Source organism: Nonomuraea sp. NPDC049709 (assembly GCF_040674815.1).
Classification (GTDB): Bacteria; Actinomycetota; Actinomycetes; order Streptosporangiales; family Streptosporangiaceae; genus Nonomuraea.
This window is the reverse complement of sequence record NZ_JBFANM010000001.1, coordinates 207,311-222,863: the sequence shown is the minus strand read 5'-3', so window position 1 is coordinate 222,863 and position 15,553 is coordinate 207,311. Positions and strand designations below refer to the sequence as shown.

General features: G+C 70.7%; 14 protein-coding genes, 1 tRNA gene and 2 pseudogenes. 6 read left to right on the top strand and 11 right to left on the bottom strand.

The features are described from left to right. Positions 1-24: 24 nt before the first annotated feature. Positions 25-186: a hypothetical protein gene (locus tag AB0J69_RS01175; RefSeq protein WP_364111516.1), complete on the bottom strand. Its 162-nt coding sequence runs from the start codon at positions 184-186 to the stop codon at positions 25-27. A gap of 40 nt (positions 187-226) precedes the next feature. Further along, positions 227-3,424: a BTAD domain-containing putative transcriptional regulator gene (locus tag AB0J69_RS01170; RefSeq protein WP_364111514.1), complete on the bottom strand. Its 3,198-nt coding sequence runs from the start codon at positions 3,422-3,424 to the stop codon at positions 227-229. A gap of 108 nt (positions 3,425-3,532) precedes the next feature. On the opposite strand from AB0J69_RS01170, the gene AB0J69_RS01165 reads away from it, so the two are divergent. Then, entirely contained in the window at positions 3,533-4,051 is a 519-nt protein-coding gene (locus AB0J69_RS01165; RefSeq protein ID WP_364111512.1) for a universal stress protein, read from the top strand. On the opposite strand, the gene AB0J69_RS01160 is transcribed toward AB0J69_RS01165, so the two are convergent. After that, positions 4,007-5,404: a PLP-dependent aminotransferase family protein gene (locus AB0J69_RS01160; protein WP_364111510.1), complete on the bottom strand. Its 1,398-nt coding sequence runs from the start codon at positions 5,402-5,404 to the stop codon at positions 4,007-4,009. The genes AB0J69_RS01165 and AB0J69_RS01160 overlap by 45 nt on opposite strands. 67 nt (positions 5,405-5,471) lie before the next feature. Between AB0J69_RS01160 and AB0J69_RS01155 the strand changes: the two genes are divergently transcribed. Then, positions 5,472-6,635: an MFS transporter gene (locus tag AB0J69_RS01155; protein ID WP_364111508.1), complete on the top strand. Its 1,164-nt coding sequence runs from the start codon at positions 5,472-5,474 to the stop codon at positions 6,633-6,635. A 129-nt stretch (positions 6,636-6,764) separates the two neighbouring features. Here the strand turns inward: AB0J69_RS01155 and AB0J69_RS01150 are convergent. From AB0J69_RS01150 to AB0J69_RS01140, 3 genes and pseudogenes are all read right to left on the bottom strand, one after another. Next, positions 6,765-6,969, bottom strand: a pseudogene (locus AB0J69_RS01150) (heavy metal-associated domain-containing protein); the annotation flags it as partial. 78 nt (positions 6,970-7,047) lie between these two features. Next, positions 7,048-8,007: a hypothetical protein gene (locus AB0J69_RS01145; protein ID WP_364111506.1), complete on the bottom strand. Its 960-nt coding sequence runs from the start codon at positions 8,005-8,007 to the stop codon at positions 7,048-7,050. A gap of 90 nt (positions 8,008-8,097) precedes the next feature. Beyond that, positions 8,098-9,429, bottom strand: coding sequence for an MFS transporter (locus AB0J69_RS01140; protein ID WP_364111504.1), 1,332 nt, complete (start codon positions 9,427-9,429; stop codon positions 8,098-8,100). Between the two features lie 372 nt (positions 9,430-9,801). Here AB0J69_RS01140 and AB0J69_RS01135 point away from each other — a divergent pair, with 372 nt between their 5' ends. From AB0J69_RS01135 to AB0J69_RS01120, 4 genes are all read left to right on the top strand, one after another. Next, positions 9,802-9,921 (top strand): DLW-39 family protein, encoded by a 120-nt coding sequence (locus AB0J69_RS01135; protein ID WP_020542320.1) that lies wholly within the window; start codon positions 9,802-9,804, stop codon positions 9,919-9,921. A 15-nt stretch (positions 9,922-9,936) separates the two neighbouring features. Further along, positions 9,937-10,665: an HAD-IA family hydrolase gene (locus AB0J69_RS01130; protein WP_364111502.1), complete on the top strand. Its 729-nt coding sequence runs from the start codon at positions 9,937-9,939 to the stop codon at positions 10,663-10,665. Between the two features lie 15 nt (positions 10,666-10,680). Continuing rightward, positions 10,681-10,753 (top strand) — tRNA-Ala (locus tag AB0J69_RS01125). Between the two features lie 290 nt (positions 10,754-11,043). Further along, on the top strand, positions 11,044-11,688 hold the full coding sequence (locus tag AB0J69_RS01120; RefSeq protein WP_364111500.1) for a TIGR02391 family protein: 645 nt from the start codon (positions 11,044-11,046) through the stop codon (positions 11,686-11,688). Between the two features lie 97 nt (positions 11,689-11,785). Here AB0J69_RS01120 and AB0J69_RS01115 read toward each other — a convergent pair whose 3' ends face one another. The 5 genes and pseudogenes from AB0J69_RS01115 to AB0J69_RS01095 form a co-directional block, all read right to left on the bottom strand. Beyond that, positions 11,786-13,078: a site-specific integrase gene (locus AB0J69_RS01115; RefSeq protein ID WP_364111498.1), complete on the bottom strand. Its 1,293-nt coding sequence runs from the start codon at positions 13,076-13,078 to the stop codon at positions 11,786-11,788. Next, on the bottom strand, positions 13,078-13,260 hold the full coding sequence (locus tag AB0J69_RS01110) for a helix-turn-helix domain-containing protein (RefSeq protein ID WP_358072875.1): 183 nt from the start codon (positions 13,258-13,260) through the stop codon (positions 13,078-13,080). The genes AB0J69_RS01115 and AB0J69_RS01110 overlap by 1 nt, the downstream gene beginning before the upstream one ends. Continuing rightward, positions 13,250-14,583, bottom strand: a pseudogene (locus AB0J69_RS01105) (replication initiator). Before AB0J69_RS01105 ends, AB0J69_RS01110 begins: the two are co-directional and overlap by 11 nt. Before the next feature lie 299 nt (positions 14,584-14,882). Further along, positions 14,883-15,140, bottom strand: a complete 258-nt coding sequence (locus tag AB0J69_RS01100; RefSeq protein WP_364111495.1) for a hypothetical protein — start codon at positions 15,138-15,140, stop codon at positions 14,883-14,885. 182 nt (positions 15,141-15,322) lie between these two features. After that, positions 15,323-15,475 (bottom strand): hypothetical protein, encoded by a 153-nt coding sequence (locus AB0J69_RS01095; protein WP_364111868.1) that lies wholly within the window; start codon positions 15,473-15,475, stop codon positions 15,323-15,325. Positions 15,476-15,553: the final 78 nt, after the last annotated feature.

The window sequence follows — 15,553 nt, the reverse complement described above, 5'->3', positions numbered from 1 at the left end:
TGGCGAGCGAGGTTCGCGGGAGGTTCAGGCCGGATCCCGGTTCAACCCGGCGGCGGACATCAGCAGGTCGATGACGGCTTCCGGGCCGCTGAACGGCACCGGCTCGCCCCCTACCTCTTCGAGCAGCCCGCGGAGCTGGCCGCCGGATTGCTCGGGCTCGACCAGCCGGACGATGACCGTTCTCATCTGAGCACGATCTCCCCGGGCGGTTCAGGTCTGGTTCAGGTCAGCCCGGATAGGGGGCGGGCTCGACCTCCAGCTCGCGCATGAGCTCCGCGTACAGCTGGTAGCGCCGGCGCGCGTCGCCCCGCCGGCCCGCCAGGTCGAGGACGCGTACCAGGCCGAGGTGGGCGCGCTCGTCGTAGCGGTCGCGCTCCAGCAGCCGCAGCCAGTAGCGGGCGGCCTCGTCGTAGCGGTGCTCGTCGGTCCTGGCGGTGGCGAGCCTGGCGGCCGCCTGCACGTACGCCAGCCGGGCCTGCTCGCGCAGCCCGACCGCCCAGTCCGCGTACGGGTCCTCCTCGCAGAACTCCCCGCCGTACGCGCTCTCGGCCGCCGCCCACCGCTCCAGCGCCTCGGCCGCCCTGCCCGCCTGATCGAGCCGTACGCCCTGAGCCACCAGATCCAGAAATTTCTCGACATCGACCTCGACGTTGGACAGGTCCAGCCGCAGCGTCCCCTCGTCCGACACCACGATCTCGTCGGCCGGCCACTCGTGCTCCGGGTCGAGCACGGCCCGCAGCGTGGACACCATGACGTTCAGCCGTCGCAGCCCGACCGCCTCGCCCTCCTGCTCCGGCCAGAGGATCTCGACCAGCCGCTCCCTGGCGATCCCGCTCCCCCTGCGGCTGACGAGGATCTTCAGCAGGTCACGGGCCTTGCGCGACTGCCAGGCCGTACGCGGCACCGGCACGGACCCCCGCGACACCCGGAACGTTCCCATGGTCTCGACGGCCACCCGAGCCCCGCGCGGGGGAGCGGACCGGGCGACCAGCGCGTCGATCCGGCCGTCGAGGGCCCGGCAGCCGATCGCGTGCATGCGCTCGCGCACCGCCGCGGCCACGTCGCCGCCGGTCGCCGGATCGGCCAGGGCGGCCCTGACCAGCTCGGCCCTGGCCAGCCCGATCGGGTCGCCGAGCCTGGCCCACCGGCGTACCGCCTCGTCGGCCGCCGCGGGGTCTCCGTCGAGCTCGGCCCGCAGCTCCGCGACGGCGGCCTGGGCGGCGTGGTCCCGTCGGCTCACCGCGACCGGTTCGGCCTCGTCGAGCAGCGCCCTGGCGTCCTCCCGCCGGCCCGCGGCCAGCGCCACCTGGGCCGCCACGACCCTGGCGGACACCCCGGCGATGCCCTCCACGTGCTCCAGCGCCCGCCGGGCCACCCGGGCTGCCTCCTCGGGATCGTCGTCGGCGAGCAGCTCCGCGAGCCCGTTGAGCGCCAGCGACAGCGCCTGAACCTCCCCCGACGGCTCCGACTCGGCGATGACCCGCCGGTAGAGGGCGGCCGCCGTCCCGCGGTCGCCGCGCAGGGCGTGCACGGTGGCCAGCCGGTTCAGGCCGGCGCCGGTCAGCCTGGAGCCCATCGTCTCCCATCTGGCCGCCGCGTCGGCGGCCTCGGCCGCGGCCTCCTCCAGGCGGCCCAGGCCGATCAGGGCCTTGGCGCGGTTGGCCACGTTCAGGGCGGCGAAGGGGGCGAACGGCACCAGGTCCGACAGCCGGCCGGCGATCTCCGTCTCGGCCAGGGCTTCGGCGTACGCGGCCTCGTCCAGGTGGCGGGAGGCCCGGTTGGCGTGGATGCGGATGAGCTGCACCATGTCGCCGGCCCGTTCGGCGTAGGCCAGGGCCCGCAGGTAGTAGGCGTCGTTCGCGCGGCGGTCGCCGTCGAGGGCGGCGAGCATGGCCAGGACCGTGTTGGCCATGGCCAGCGCGCCGGGGTCGCCCAGGCTGCTGGCCTGCTCCATGGCCTTGTCCGCCAGCTCGGCGCAGCCGGAGCGGTCGCCCTTCAGCCAGTGGACCGACGCCATGGACGCGGCGCACATGGCGGCGTCGGCGGGCGGCAGGCCGTGCGCGTAGCCCCGCTCGTACATGGCCAGGGCGGTGTCGAGCTCGCCGCGCATGTGGTCGATGAAGGCCAGCCGCCGGGCCACGTACGCGTCGAACGCGGGGCCCTCGGCGGCCTGGGCGAGCAGCTCGCGGGCCGTCGTCCAGTGGCCGCGGTTCTGCTCGGCGATGCCGGCCAGCCTGAGCATCGGGGGAGAGCGCCTGGCGGGCTCGGGTAACAGCTCCAGGGCGGCCAGCACGTCCCCGCGCTCGGCCAGGGCCGGGCCGTGCGCGTCGAGCAGGGAGGCGGCCAGGGTGGTGTGGGCGGTCTCGACGGCCGCGCGCAGGGCCAGCTCGGGCCGGTCGTGCTCGGCGTACCAGCGGGCGGCGACCGCCGCCACGTCGTGGGCCTCGTGCCGGTCGAGGGGCGCGTGCCTGGCCAGCACGTGCCCGCCGGTGGAGGTCAGGCGGTGGCCGTCCTGGCCGGGCTCGAGGAAGATGCCCCGGCCGGCCAGCGAGTCGAGCGTGTCGGGCGGCGCGCCCAGCGTGGCGGCCAGGCCCGGGGTGAGCACCGGCAGCACGGTGGCCGCCCGCAGCAGCTCCCGCATGGGGGCGGGCAAGTCCTTGTACGCGGCCAGCGTCAGGCGTTCCAGCGTGGCGGAGCCCGCCGTCAGGCCCGCCACGATGCCGGGCCAGGTGGCGGGGTCCTCGCGGACCAGGGCGTCGAGCGCGGCCTGCACGGCGGCCGGCCAGCCGCCGCAGGTGCGATGCAGCTCGGCGGCGACGGCCGCGCCCGCCTCGCCCAGCAGGTTCCGCGCCCACGCGGCGGTCTCGTCGGGGGCGAGCGCGAGGTCGATGGCGTCGAGGTCGAGCACCTCGTGGTCCTGCCGCAGCCGCGCGGTAGGGAACGGCAGCGGCGCCCGTGACGCGGTGACCAGGTGCAGGTGCCTGGGCGCGGCCCGGACCAGCGTCTCCACGTAGCGCACCGGGCCCGGCGCGCCCACGATCGCCTCGACGCCGTCGAAGACCAGGACGAGCCCGCGCCGCAGCCGCCCGGCCAGCGCCTGGGCCAGCGCGCCCGCCAGCGCCGCGGCCCTGGACAGCTCGTCGGCGTCGGGGCCGAGCGGGGCCGCGGCCGCGGTCACCAGATCGGCGGGCAGGTCGGGCACCTTGCCGGACAACGCGGAGGCCACCGCGCCGGCCAGCGTGGGCAGGTCGCGGTCGGCGGGCCCGAGCCGGTGCAGCACGCCGCCCACGGCCCGGCTCCAGCCGGTCAGCGCGGTCGTCTTCCCATAGCCCGTGGTGGCCACGAGCGAGGTGAGCCTGTGCGCGAGAGCCCCGTCGAGCCGCCGGTCGAGGGCGGGACGGGGATGCACCCACCCTCGTTCCACCCCCCGCATGCTACGCGGGGCCCGCCAGGGACTCCAGAGTTCGCAAATTGCCACCTCCCGGTAACCAGCGGGTAGGCGCACTATGGTCGTACTTCGACAGGAGGCACCGTGGAACAGGATCTGCCCGGCGGTGCGCGGCTCATCGTCGGGGTCGACGAGTCCCCGGCCGCGCGCTGGGCTCTGGCCTGGGCCATCGGCGCGGCCAGGCTGCACCGGATGGCTCTCGTGGCCGTGCACGTCAGCCGTGCCCCCGTCCATCCCTTCCCCGAGGCGCTGCCCGTGCAGCACGCGGTCAGGCTGGGCGAGGAGGCGCGTTGCAACGAGGTGATCACGGGCGTGTTCGAGGACGTGGCGGGCGGGGTGCCCGAGGATCTCACCGTGGCCGTGGTCGGCCGGGTCGGCGATCCTGGATACCACCTCGTCGACCTCGCCCGCGAAGGCGACCTGCTGGTGCTCGGACGGGGGCGGCGCGGCCTGCTGAGCCGCATCTTCCTGCCCTCGACCAGCATGTACTGCGCACGCCACGCGCGCACGACGGTCGTGATCGTGCAGCAGCCGTCGCCGCCCGACGACCCGGAGATGTCAGGGGAGCGCAACCGCCGCTTCTGGACCCGCCGACATCCGTGACCTGAGCAGGCGCAGTCCCTCGGGGATGGCGTCCCGGCCGATCGCGCCGTAGCCCAGGACCAGGCCCGGCTGGGCCGGGGGCTGGCCGCAGTACGCCTCCAGCGGCTCCACCGCCAGGCCGGGCGCGGAACCCATGGTCACGCCCGGCGCGAACCGGGCACACAGGTGCAGGCCCGCCGTGGACGGGACAAGGCGTAGGCGCTCGTCCCCGGCCAGGGCCTCGGCGATCAGGGCGTGCCGGGCGGCGTACTCGCGGGTGGCTTTCCTGATGTGCCTGGCCAGCAGGCCCTCGTCGATGAAGCGGGCCAGGGCCGCCTGCGTGGGCAGCTCGCCGTGCCAGTCGGAGAGCTGCCGGGCCGCGCGCAGCGCCGGGCCGAGCGAGGCCGGGGCGACCAGGAAGCCGAGCCTGAGCATGGGGAGCAGCGTCTTGGAGAACGAGCCCACGTAGACGACGCGGCCCGCGCGGTCGAGACTCTGGAGGGGTTCGAGCGGGCGCTCGCCGAAGCGGAACTCGCTGTCGTAGTCGTCCTCGATCACCACCGCCCGGCGGCGTTCGGCCCAGGCGAGCAGGGCGGCGCGGCGGGCCAGCGACATGGGCGTGCCCAGGGGGAACTGGTGGGACGGGGTGACGTACACCAGGCGGGCCGAGCGCGGGAGGGCCCCGACGTCGAGGCCCTCGCCGTCCACCGGCACGCCGACGACCCGGGCGCCCAGCGAGCGGAACAGCAGCCGCGCCGGCGGGTAACCCGGCTCCTCCACGGCCACGACGGCGCCCGGCTCGATCAGGACGCGGCCGACGAGGTCCAGCGCCTGCTGCGCGCCGTTGGTGATCAGCACGTCGCCGGGGCCCGCGTGGACCGAGCGGCTGAGCCCGATGTGCCGGGAGATGGCCTCGCGCAGCGGCTCGTGCCCGGCCGGGTCTCCGTAGCCGGCGGCGCTCACCCGCAGCTCGCGGGCCACCAGGCGGCGCCAGGTCTCCATGGGGAACAGGCGGGCGTCGGGGACGCCGGGGCGGAAGTCGTACCGGGCGGGGGTCATGCCCTTCGGGAGTTCCAGGTCCTGCCAGACGGCACGCGGGCGTACGACGCCCTTCGGCGCGGCCCGGCCCCTGACCGGCTCCGCCGACACGAACGTGCCCGCGCCCGCCCGCCCCACCAGGAACCCGTCCGCGACCAGGCGGTCGTAGGCGAGGGCGACCGTGTTCCTGGAGATCTCCAGGCGGCCGGCCAGCTCCCTGGTCGGGGGGAGCCGCTCGCCCGATCTGAGCCGGCCGTCGAGTATGGCGTCGAGGAGCTGCCGGTAGACCTGTGCGGCCAGGTCACCACGGCCTTCGAGGCTGATGTGAACGTCCAACTTGGCCCAATCATCTCGCCGGAAATTGGAGCTTACACCGGGACAAGATGGCTTCGATGATGAGCATATGTCGAAATATCGGCGCATCTTGGCCCAGGCGCAGCTGGCGAACTCCGTCGGGGACGGCGTCTACCTCGTCACCTCCGCGTTCTACTTCTCCACGATCGTCGGCCTGTCGGCAACCGAGATCGGCCTCGGCCTGACGCTGGGCTGGGCCGTCGGCTCGGTGGCCGGCGTACCGCTCGGCCACCTGGCCGACCGGCGCGGCCCGCGCGGCGTCGCCGTGCTGCTCGCGCTCACGACCGCCACGGCGGTCGGCTCGTTCCTGTTCGTCCGCTCGTTCGCGCTGTTCGTCCTGGTGGCCTGCCTGTACGGCACCGCGCAGACCGGCCTGTCGGCCGCCCGTCAGGCGCTGCTCGCCGCCCTGATCGAGCCCGCCGAGCGGACGGCCGTGCGGGCGGTCCTGCAGGCCACGCTCAACGCCGGCCTGGCCGTCGGCGCCGCGCTGGGCGGGCTCGCGCTGCACCTCGGCACGCGGGAGGGCTATCTGGCGGTGCTCGCGCTCGACGCCGTCAGCTTCCTCGCCGCCGCCGCCCTGCTGCTCGCCCTGCCTCCGGTACGGGCGGTGCGGGCTCCGTCCGGGCCCCGGCTGGCGGTGCTCAGGGACCGGCCCTACGCGCTCATCACGCTGATCAACGCGGTGATGCTGTTCTACATGCCGCTGCTGAGCCTGGTCGTGCCGCTCTGGATCGCCGCCCGTACCAGCGCCCCCACCTGGGTGGTCTCGGTCCTGCTGCTGATCAACACGGGCGGTGTGGTGCTCTTCCAGGTCCGGGTGGCCAAGCGGGTGAACGGGCTGCGGGACGCCGCGGCGGCGGTGCGGCAGGCGGGGCTGGTGATGTTCGCGGCCTGCCTGGTGTTCGCGCTGAGCCCGTACGGGTGGGCGTTCCTGCTCGTGGCGACCGTCCTGCAGGTGATCGCCGAGATGCTGCTGGCCTCTGGGGCCTGGGAGATCAGCTTCACCCTCGCCCCCGACGACCGGCAGGGCCAGTACCAGGCCTTCTTCGGCACCGGCGTGGCCGTGGCCAGGATGCTCGGGCCCGTCGTGCTCACCACGCTCGTGCTGGACGGCGGGACGCTGGGCTGGCTGCTGACCGGCGCCATGTTCGTGACGGCCGGCGCCGCGATGGCACCGGCCGTCAGGTGGGCCAGGTCACTTGAACCGGCGTAGCCGCAGGCTGTCGCCGGCCATGACCGGCCGCACCAGCGTGTCCGTCGGCGCCGCCGGCACCACCGAGCCGATCGACCGGTCCCGCGACGACCCGCGGCTCGTCCCGCTTCCCTTCGGCTCGTCCACCTGCGGCAGCGCCGCCGTGTACCCGGCCTTCTGCACCTCCGCGATCAGCACCGCCGGATCCACCCCGCGCGGAAAGCTGAACCGCCGGATCCACCCCGCCCGGAAAGCTGACCCGCGCCTGCCCCGTCGCGTAGTCCACCGTCGCCGTCACGCCGTCCAGCCTGTTCAGCGTGCGCTCGATCCGGTTCGCGCGGGACGCGCACGTCATGCCGTCGGCCGCCGATCGCCGACTCGACGGCCCGGCCCTCGGCGTTCGCCGTGACGGAGGACATCACCTCTCCCCTCCTCAGTGCGTGTGGTCGTGGGTGGCGGAGGGCGCGTGCCCGTCGGACAGGGTGGCCGTGGCCGTGAAGGCCGCCGTACGGACCTTGCCCTCGTGCTGGAAGTCGAGGAACAGGCGGTAGTCGCCCCGGCTGGGGGCCTCGGCGTAGAACGTGATCTCCGGTCCCGCCTTGTCGCTCTCTTCCGGGTGCACGTGCAGGTAGGCCAGGTCGCCGGCGCGGAGGGCGACCAGGTGACCGTACGCGCCCAGGTAGGGCTCCAGGTCGGTGACCGGCTCGCCGTCCTTGTTGACCGTCAGGGTGAGCTTGCCGGCCCGGCCGGGGACCAGGTCTCCCGCGAGGTTGACGGTGTAGTCGTCGACGGCCGCCGTACGGCTGACGTGGGGCAGGGGCTCGGGCCGGTAGTCGCCCGCGGCCTGCAGGTCCGCGCCGAGCGTGAGCTTCTCCCCGCCCTTGGGGACGAAGTCGGCGAAGGCCTTGTACGCGCCCGCCTTGGGGAGCGTCAGCCTGACCGACCAGGTGCCGTCGGGGGCCAGGTCCGGGTGCACGTGCTGGAAACTCGTCAGGTCGCGGGAGGCGACGATGAAGTGCAGCTTCTTGTCGTGCTCGACCTGGTAGTCGGTGACCGCCTTGCCGTCGGGGGCGATCACGGTGAACTTGAAGTCCGTCGGCACGCCGGTCGTGATGGAGGTGATCGGGTTGAGGGTGTAGCCGTTCTGCGACACTTGGAGCCCCCCGGGGGTATCGCTGGTAACTGGTTGCTGTGTGGAGTGCCCGTCACCGGTGTGGCTGGTGGCATGGCCGTCACCTGCGTGACTGGCGGCTTGGTCGCCGCCGGTCCGGGTGTCCGCCGCCGTCGCGGTGCCGGCCGCTGTCGGCGTGATCATCTTGCCCACGCCCAGGGCGCCGCCGAAGACGACGGCAAGCCCCAGGGCGTACGAGCCGAGCTTGGCGGCCGTCCTCATGACCGGCCCGCCATGTCGTGGCCGATGGCCGCGGTGCTCATCGCTGTCCGTCTCCTCGACACGTCTCTACCTCGTTCCGGGTCCAACACTTCAGATCGTGCTCTCCACTTCAGATACGGCCGGCCGGCGCATGAAGGCGGCACTGAGCACGGCACCGATTACGGCGATCACCGCCGCGCCCGCGAAGGCCGGCTGGAAACCGCTGGTCTGCGAGGTGAAGACGGCGGTCATGGCGGCCAGGCCGAGCGCGGAGCCGACCTGGTAGGTCGTGTTGACGATGCCCGAGGCGAGCCCGGCCTCCTCCGGCCGCGCGCCGGACATGGCCGACATCATCGCCGGGATGTACGCCAGGGACATGCCGACCGCCGCGACCAGGCTCGCCGGGAGCACGTTCGTGACGAAGCCGCCGGTGAACTGGAGCCCGGCCACGCCAGCCGCGAGCACCGCCAGCCCGGTCACGATGAGCGGCTTGGCCCTGAACCTGCCCAGCAGCCGGGCCGTGATGCCGATCATGAAGATCATGATGGCCACCGTCATCGGCAGCAGCGCCGCGCCGCCGGCGAAGGCGCCGTAGCCGAGGGACTGCTGCAGGTAGAGGTTGAGGAAGTACCACATCGGGATCCAGGCGGCGCCGAGCAGGGCCATCGCCAGGTTCGCCGTGGCCAGGCCGGGGGTGCGCCAGATCCGCAGGGGCATGAGGGGGTTCCTGGCCGTACGCTGCACGAGCAGGAACAGGGCCAGCAGTGCCGCGCCGGCGATCCCGGCGGGCCAGTTCGTGGCCACGATGGCGTACACGACGAGTGCGATGCCGGCCGTGACCGAGACCGCGCCGACGAGGTCCACCGAGCCGCGCCGACCGGCGGCCGCGGGAAGCAGCCTGGTCGCTGCCAGGGTGGCCAGGCCGATCGGGATGTAGATGATGAACACCCAGGGCCAGCTCAGGTACTCGGTGATCACGCCGCCCAGGAACACGCCCGCGGTGCCGCCCGCCGGGGCCGCGGCGCCGTACAGGGCCATGGCCTTGCCCAGCTCGCGCGGGTTGTGCCCGAAGAGCATCATCAGCAGCGTCATCGCGGCCGGCGCGATCAGCGCCCCGCCGACGCCCTGCACCGCGCGCCCCGCCACCTCGACCCAGGCGGTCGTGGCGGCCGCGGCGACCACGGAACCGGCGATCAGCACCGCCCATCCCGTGACGAACACCCTGCGCGCCCCGAACAGGTCGGCCAGCCGCCCGCCGAGCAGCAGCAGGCCGCCGAACGTGACCACGTAGGCGTTGAACACCCACTGCAGGCCGCCGGGGGAGAAGCCCAGGTCGCGCTGCATGTCGGGCAACGCGACCCCGATGATCGAGGTATCCATGATCACCATGAACTGTGCGGCGGCCAGCACGACCAAGGCCCACCAGCGCTTGTTGTCAGTCATGTTCCTTGCTCTCCTTCCTTACCCCCAGGGGGTATCTGTCGGATCGCGAGGAACGTAATATACCCCCATGGGGTATGTCAAGCCTCCAAGTCGGCCCCCTGGGCCGACCCCCGCACTGCGCATCCCGGCTGGATATTTGGCATGATCGAGCTGTTGTCCACGTTGGGGTGCCCGGAACGTTGTTGACTGGGATGTTGTCCAAGATGGGACGGGTATGGCAGCCCCACCAGGGGTTGAACGCCCGTCCTTCGCGCATTCCACACATCTGGTCCGTGCGCAACACAGGGAGCGCAGCCATACCTTGCTAGGCTGCTTGTCAACCGTTGGGTCTCACCCCGGCAGGTGAGGCCGTCGAAGAAGTGGGGTCACACCGTGAAGAAGCTGCTCGTACTGGCGCTGATCGCCCTTGGGGGGTTGCTGATCTGGCGTAAGGTGCAGGCCGACCGCGCAGAGCTCGATCTCTGGACCGAGGCGACCGGCAGCGAGAACTAACCGACCGGCGAGGCGATGAGTGACGTCGTCCCCATCAAGCTGGCGTGCCTGGACCTGGCAGGCACCACAGTCGGTGACATCGCCATGGTCGAGCGCGCCTTCGCCGAGGCGATCGCGACCCAGGGCATAGTGCCCGGGACCGGAGCGTACGCGCGTGCCATGGTTCACGTGCACCGGTCCCGGGGCTGCCCCAAGATCGATGTCTTCCGCGGGATCTTTCCTGGCAACGAGGCGCAGGCGCAGGCGGCGAACCTGACGTTCGAACGCTCCTACGAGGGTGCGCTGGAGCGGGCGGGTCTCGTACCCATGCCCGGAGTCCTGGAGGTCCTCGACAAGCTCCGCGGCACCGGCATCAAGCTCGCCCTGATCACCGGCTTCAGCCGCACGACCCTGAGCCGGGTCCTGAGCGTCCTGGGTTGGCACGACAAGATCGACCTGGCCATCTCCCCCGAGGACGCCGGCGGCCGCGGCCGCCCCTGGCCGGACATGGTCCTGCACGCGGTGCTCCGACTGGGGGTGGACGACGTACGCCAGGTGGCCGTCATCGGCGACTCGGAGAGCGACATGCTGTGCGGCAAGCGCGCGGGGGCCTCGATCGTGGCGGGGGTGATGACGGGGGTGCACAGCCGCGAACGCCTGCTGAAGGGCGGGGCTACGCACATCCTGGACTCGATCGCGGATTTCCCGAGCTTGGTCCTTAGTGACGACCTTGGTACGACGCAGGTGGCTTCTTCCGCCCGGTAAGCTATCTTCGTCGAAGGGGCCTTAGCTCAGTTGGCAGAGCGCCTGCTTTGCAAGCAGGAAGTCAGGAGTTCGAATCTCCTAGGCTCCACTGCACTTCGAAGGCCACTTCCTGTGATCGGGAAGTGGCCTTCTTGATCTTGTACAGCTGCAGAGTACAGCTACGGGCCCACACAGTCGCTGATCGGTGGCGAGTCATCTGGAGTACAGCTCGGGGCTTGCGCTCGAAGATCACCGTGGGTCTGGGTTCGCATGGCGCAGTCGCTTTGATCTCCCCTTAGCATGGATTTTCCTACGGTTCTTATCGGCACATGTGTCCTGAGAGTCACGGAGAAGATCTTCATGCCCCTACCTCAACGCCCCGGCGGCATCCTGGCTCGAGTGAGTGAAAAGCTCACACTCATTCGCCATGGAGCCAACGGTGAGGAGCAGATCGAAGTCTATGGTGCGGTCCAGGAGAACAAAGCGCTGTTCGGGATAGACGCTGACGTAGAAGAAGGCGACCTGATCGAAAAGCCCTTGCCTTCGGGGAAAACGAAGCGGTACAAGGTCGTCAATGTCACATATCACAATGCCCCCGGCGTGCCCGCCCACGCGCACCACGTGACGGCGAGCATCGAGACCGTGAGAACGCATGCACAGGTGTCCCGCCGTCGTGTGGAGCTTCCCGGCCTACATCCCAAGATCTCAGATGCAGCGGGCGCTCTGTTTGCAGACGGTCACTACAGTCGCGCTGTTCTCGCTGCATTTCAGGCTGTCGAGCACGAGGTACAGCAGAAGGCTCAGCTCAATGACTCAGGCGTCTCATTGATGCACAAGGCTTTCGGCTCTGCATCTCCGCCGATCAACGTGGCTCGCCATACAGGCCGGAATGCTCAAGACGAGCAAGAAGGCTTCCGATTCTTGTTCGTTGGCGCTATGGGAGGCTTGCGTAACCCTCGCGCCCATGGAGTTGATCTTCCGGATTCGGAGCAGGAAGCCTTGGAATACTTGGCCTTCGCCAGTGCTTTGATGCGGAGACTGTGAGCGTCGAGGGCGACTCTTGTGTCGATGCCCACGGTGCAGGCGTCGATGCTGAGCAGGAGGGCCACCCCGTCTGCTTGGGAGGTGGCCCTGGGAAGGTCTACGACTTAAGACTGTCGCCCAGCCTCTTGAGCGCCTTGCGAGTCTCCTCTGAGGAGACCTCGCTGTAGATGTTCATGGTCACTGCGATCTGTGAGTGGCGAAGGATCTGCATGGCAACGCGTGGGTGGACGTCGAGAGCGACGAGCAAGGATGCGCAGGTCTTGCGGGTCGCGTGGACGTGGACTTTGCGCACGCTGGCCTTGGTGCAGGCGTTCGCGAAGCTGCGCCGGAAGTTGGACGGCTCGATGGGCCGGCCACTGGCCGTGGTGAAGACGAGCCCGGTGTCCTGCCAGGCGTCTCCAGCCGCTTCCTGGGCTGTGTTGCGCGCTTGTTGACGGGCACGAAGGGCCGTCGTGACGATCTCCGGGAAGGGCAGAGTGGCGTCGGACGCATCCGTCTTGGTCTGGCGGTGCAGCAGCTTTTCTCCCACGCGCTGGAGTTGCCAGCCGATCGTCATCTCGGCCTGATCGAGGTCCACGTCTTCCCAGCGCAGCCCGAGCGTCTCACCCAGCCGCAGCCCGAGGACGAGCACCAGGACGTAGGCCGGGTACAGCGGATCCTCGTTCTTGCGCGCCGACTCCAGGAAGGCACGTGCTTCCTCGACGGACCAGGGCTTGACCTTGCGCTTCCTAGGAACCGACATCTTGACGTTGGCGGCGACGTTGCGCGTCAACGTCTCTTCACGCACTGCGTTGCTCAGCGCGGCCCGCAGCGTCATATAGGCGTCGTGAACCGTCCACTCCGAGGGCAGCGACCGGCAGCACTTGCCGATGGCGCAGCAGTGCCGACGCCGCTTCGGGTTGCTGTGGCTCTCAGGCCGAGCGGCGTCCTTGCCCTGGTCACAGCAGAGGCAGGACCGGCGCAGCTTGTTCAGCCAGGCTTGGACGTCGCGGACGGTCAGCTTGTCGAGCCGCTTGGAGCCGAGTGCTGGCGTGATGTAGAGCCGGGAGAACATCTCGTAGTTCGCCACCGTCTTGGGCGCGAGCTTGGGTTCCACGACGTGCGTGAGCCAGTACGCCAGGTAGTCCGAGAGCTTCGGCGATTTCGTGACTACCGGTCCCCTGCGAGCCAGCTCGTGGAGCTTGAGCCACTTCTCGTGCGTCTCCTCGCGAGTCGTGCCGTAGGTCCATTTCCGGGTCCTCTTGCCTTCTGGGGTGGTGACCCAGACGTAGCCTGCCCAGCCGTTCTTGTACGGGAAGATCGAGCCTTCGTTGTTGGCCCGGGTTCGCCGGCTCTTGCGAGGGCCGCGCTCGGGCTCGTCCGGGGTCGCCGTGGTGGTCTTGGCGGGCATCAGGCGGCCTCCTCACAGAGCTGGGTGACGTACGCCTCCAGCGAGGAGGCGGGGATGCGGCGGCACCGGGTCCCGACGACGATGGACTGGAGTTCGCCGGAGCGGATGAGGTTGTAGAGCGTCCAGCGGCTGACCTTCAGGGCGGCCATCGCTTCCGGGACGGTGAGCAGTTCAGCGGTCATCTGGTCCCCCGAGGTGTGGTGTCCGCCGGCCGGTGATGGCGGCGGCGAGAAGCTGTTCGCCGGCGGAGAGCCCTTGTCCGGCGTAGGCCCAATGGGCGACGACCAGGACGGCGTCCTCGTCAAACAGGGGCAGGCGGCCCGTGGTGATCTCCCGGGCGCGCATGTGTTCCTCGCGGGCCGTGCGGAGTTCGCCGAGGGTGGTGGAGTAGTGGCGGCTCTTGGTGGAGAAGTGGCCGCGGAAGCCGAGCATGTGGGCCCAGTGGGTGAGCCGCAGATCGGTCAGGCCGGGGTGCTCGCCCAAGCGCATGCAGGCGGCGATCAGGTGTCGAGCGTGCTCGCGGATCGGTAGGGCGTCGAGGTTGTCGAGCGGTTGGATGCGGCGGTCGAGGGTGCCGACGCATTCAGCCGCCTTGGTGGCGTACTTGGCGATGTAGGCGGCGACTGCCTGCTCGGTGAGGTCGCCGTTCATGGTGATGGGGCGGACGTCGAGCTGTGTGCCCCACCGGAAGGTGCGGCTGAGCGGTTTCACCACCGCTGTCACGGCTGCTGCGGCGTGCTGGACGGCTTGGGTCAAGGCATCGGCGGTGGCCCAGGCGGGTGGCGGTGCGTGCGGGCCGTCGGGTCCGTCGAGACGGATGACGGCGTGGAAGTGGACGACGCCACGGCGCTGGTATTCGGCGACCTTGGCGAAGGCGATGCTGACGTGCTCGCGCAGGGCCTTGACGGTCAAGCCGTTGAGCTTGGCGAATCGGCGGCGCAAGGCGAGGGTGAAGCGTCGCCACAGCTCGGGGCTGAGGCGTTGAACAGGACGGAGCCGTCGTAGTCGTAGCAGTTGGGGCACAGCGGTTCGCCGAGGCGCGGATCGTCGGCGCTGTGCCGCTCGGTGCAGGACCGCACGATGCCGTGCGGGCAGGGCTGGGCATCGCGGCGGGCATGGCAGGGCAGGACCTTGCCGTTCTTCTCCCGCCGCACGTGGACAGCCCCGAAGGACGGTGCGGTGAGAGTGATGAACAGGCACGGGTGGCTGCTGACGGTCTCGGGTACGCCCTTGCCTCCGACGAGGCCGGCGCGGACGAGTTGGTAGGTGTCGGCGCGGTAGACCTCGGCGCAGGCGGGGCAGCGGGAGGCGCGGCGGGTCTTGCACGGGAGGCGCAGGACGCCGTTCGGTTCCTGGGTGGTGCTGTAGCGGTGCAGGAGGTGGCCGGTGGCCTGGTCGTAGTGTTCGACTTTGCCGTGCAGGTGGATGGGCTGGCGGCAGCCGCCGGTGCGCTTGATCTGGCTGGCCCAGCGGTCGTAGTCGGGTTGGTTGAGCCGGTGGATCATTCCAGCCACGGCGTGGCTGTGAGCAAGGTGGGGCAAGATGGGTCCTGTCCTATCCAGTCACTCTGGTGTGGATGGCCCCCGGCCTGGCGCGGATCTTGGCGGATGTGTGGCCAGGCGGGGGGCGCTACAGCGGCTATGCGCCGTGGTTGTCGATGCCGGTGCCGTGGCAGTCGGCGCAGGTCTGGTCGTCGTAGATGCCGGTGGTGTTGCAGGTGCAGCAGCCGTAGTGGCCCGTGACATCGTTCATGCCGGTAGTCCTTCGTGCGGATGGCTGAGGGTGAGCGTTCATGGCGCCCCCTTCAGCCGGCTTCCGGAGCGGTGCGCAGGGTGCGGAGCAGGTCGGTGGCGAGCTGGTCTGACACGCCCAAGCGGGTACGGATGAGGTCCGCCGTGACTGGCCTGCCGTGCTTGGCGAGGTGTTCGTCGGCGACGCGGCGGGCGTAGTCGACCAGGGCCGGATCAGGTGCGGGAACGTCGTGCTGACGATCGGGTTCGTGAGCCGGGGCCAGGGCCGGCTGGTCCTCGTTCGGGACGTGGCGGGACCTCTCGGTGGTCACTTGGGACGTCTGTGTGCTTGTTGAGGACGTCTGTGGGACGTCCTATGCGGAGCCGGAGCGGCGTTCGAGCATGGAGACCGCGACGAGGAAGGCGCCGGCCGGGGTGGCGGCGGTGATCCAGCCCCAGACGGTTGGTGTGGCTTGGGCGAGGTTGGCGGCCAGGGACAGGATGATTCCTCCGGTCAGGACGAGGACGGGCCAGGAGATCGGGCCGCGCCTGGTCCGGTGGGTCTTCTTGTCGCGTTGGCGTTCGCGGCGCAGGTCAGGTCGATGCAGATGGCGATGGCCCAGGACATCCAGCCGGTCTGTCCGTGTTCGCAGGCGGTGTCGCGGATGTGGGTGAACGAGCCTGCGCCCGCGATGAGTGCCAGGACAAGGACGGGGCCGGTGTCGAGGAGCCGGGCGGTGATGCG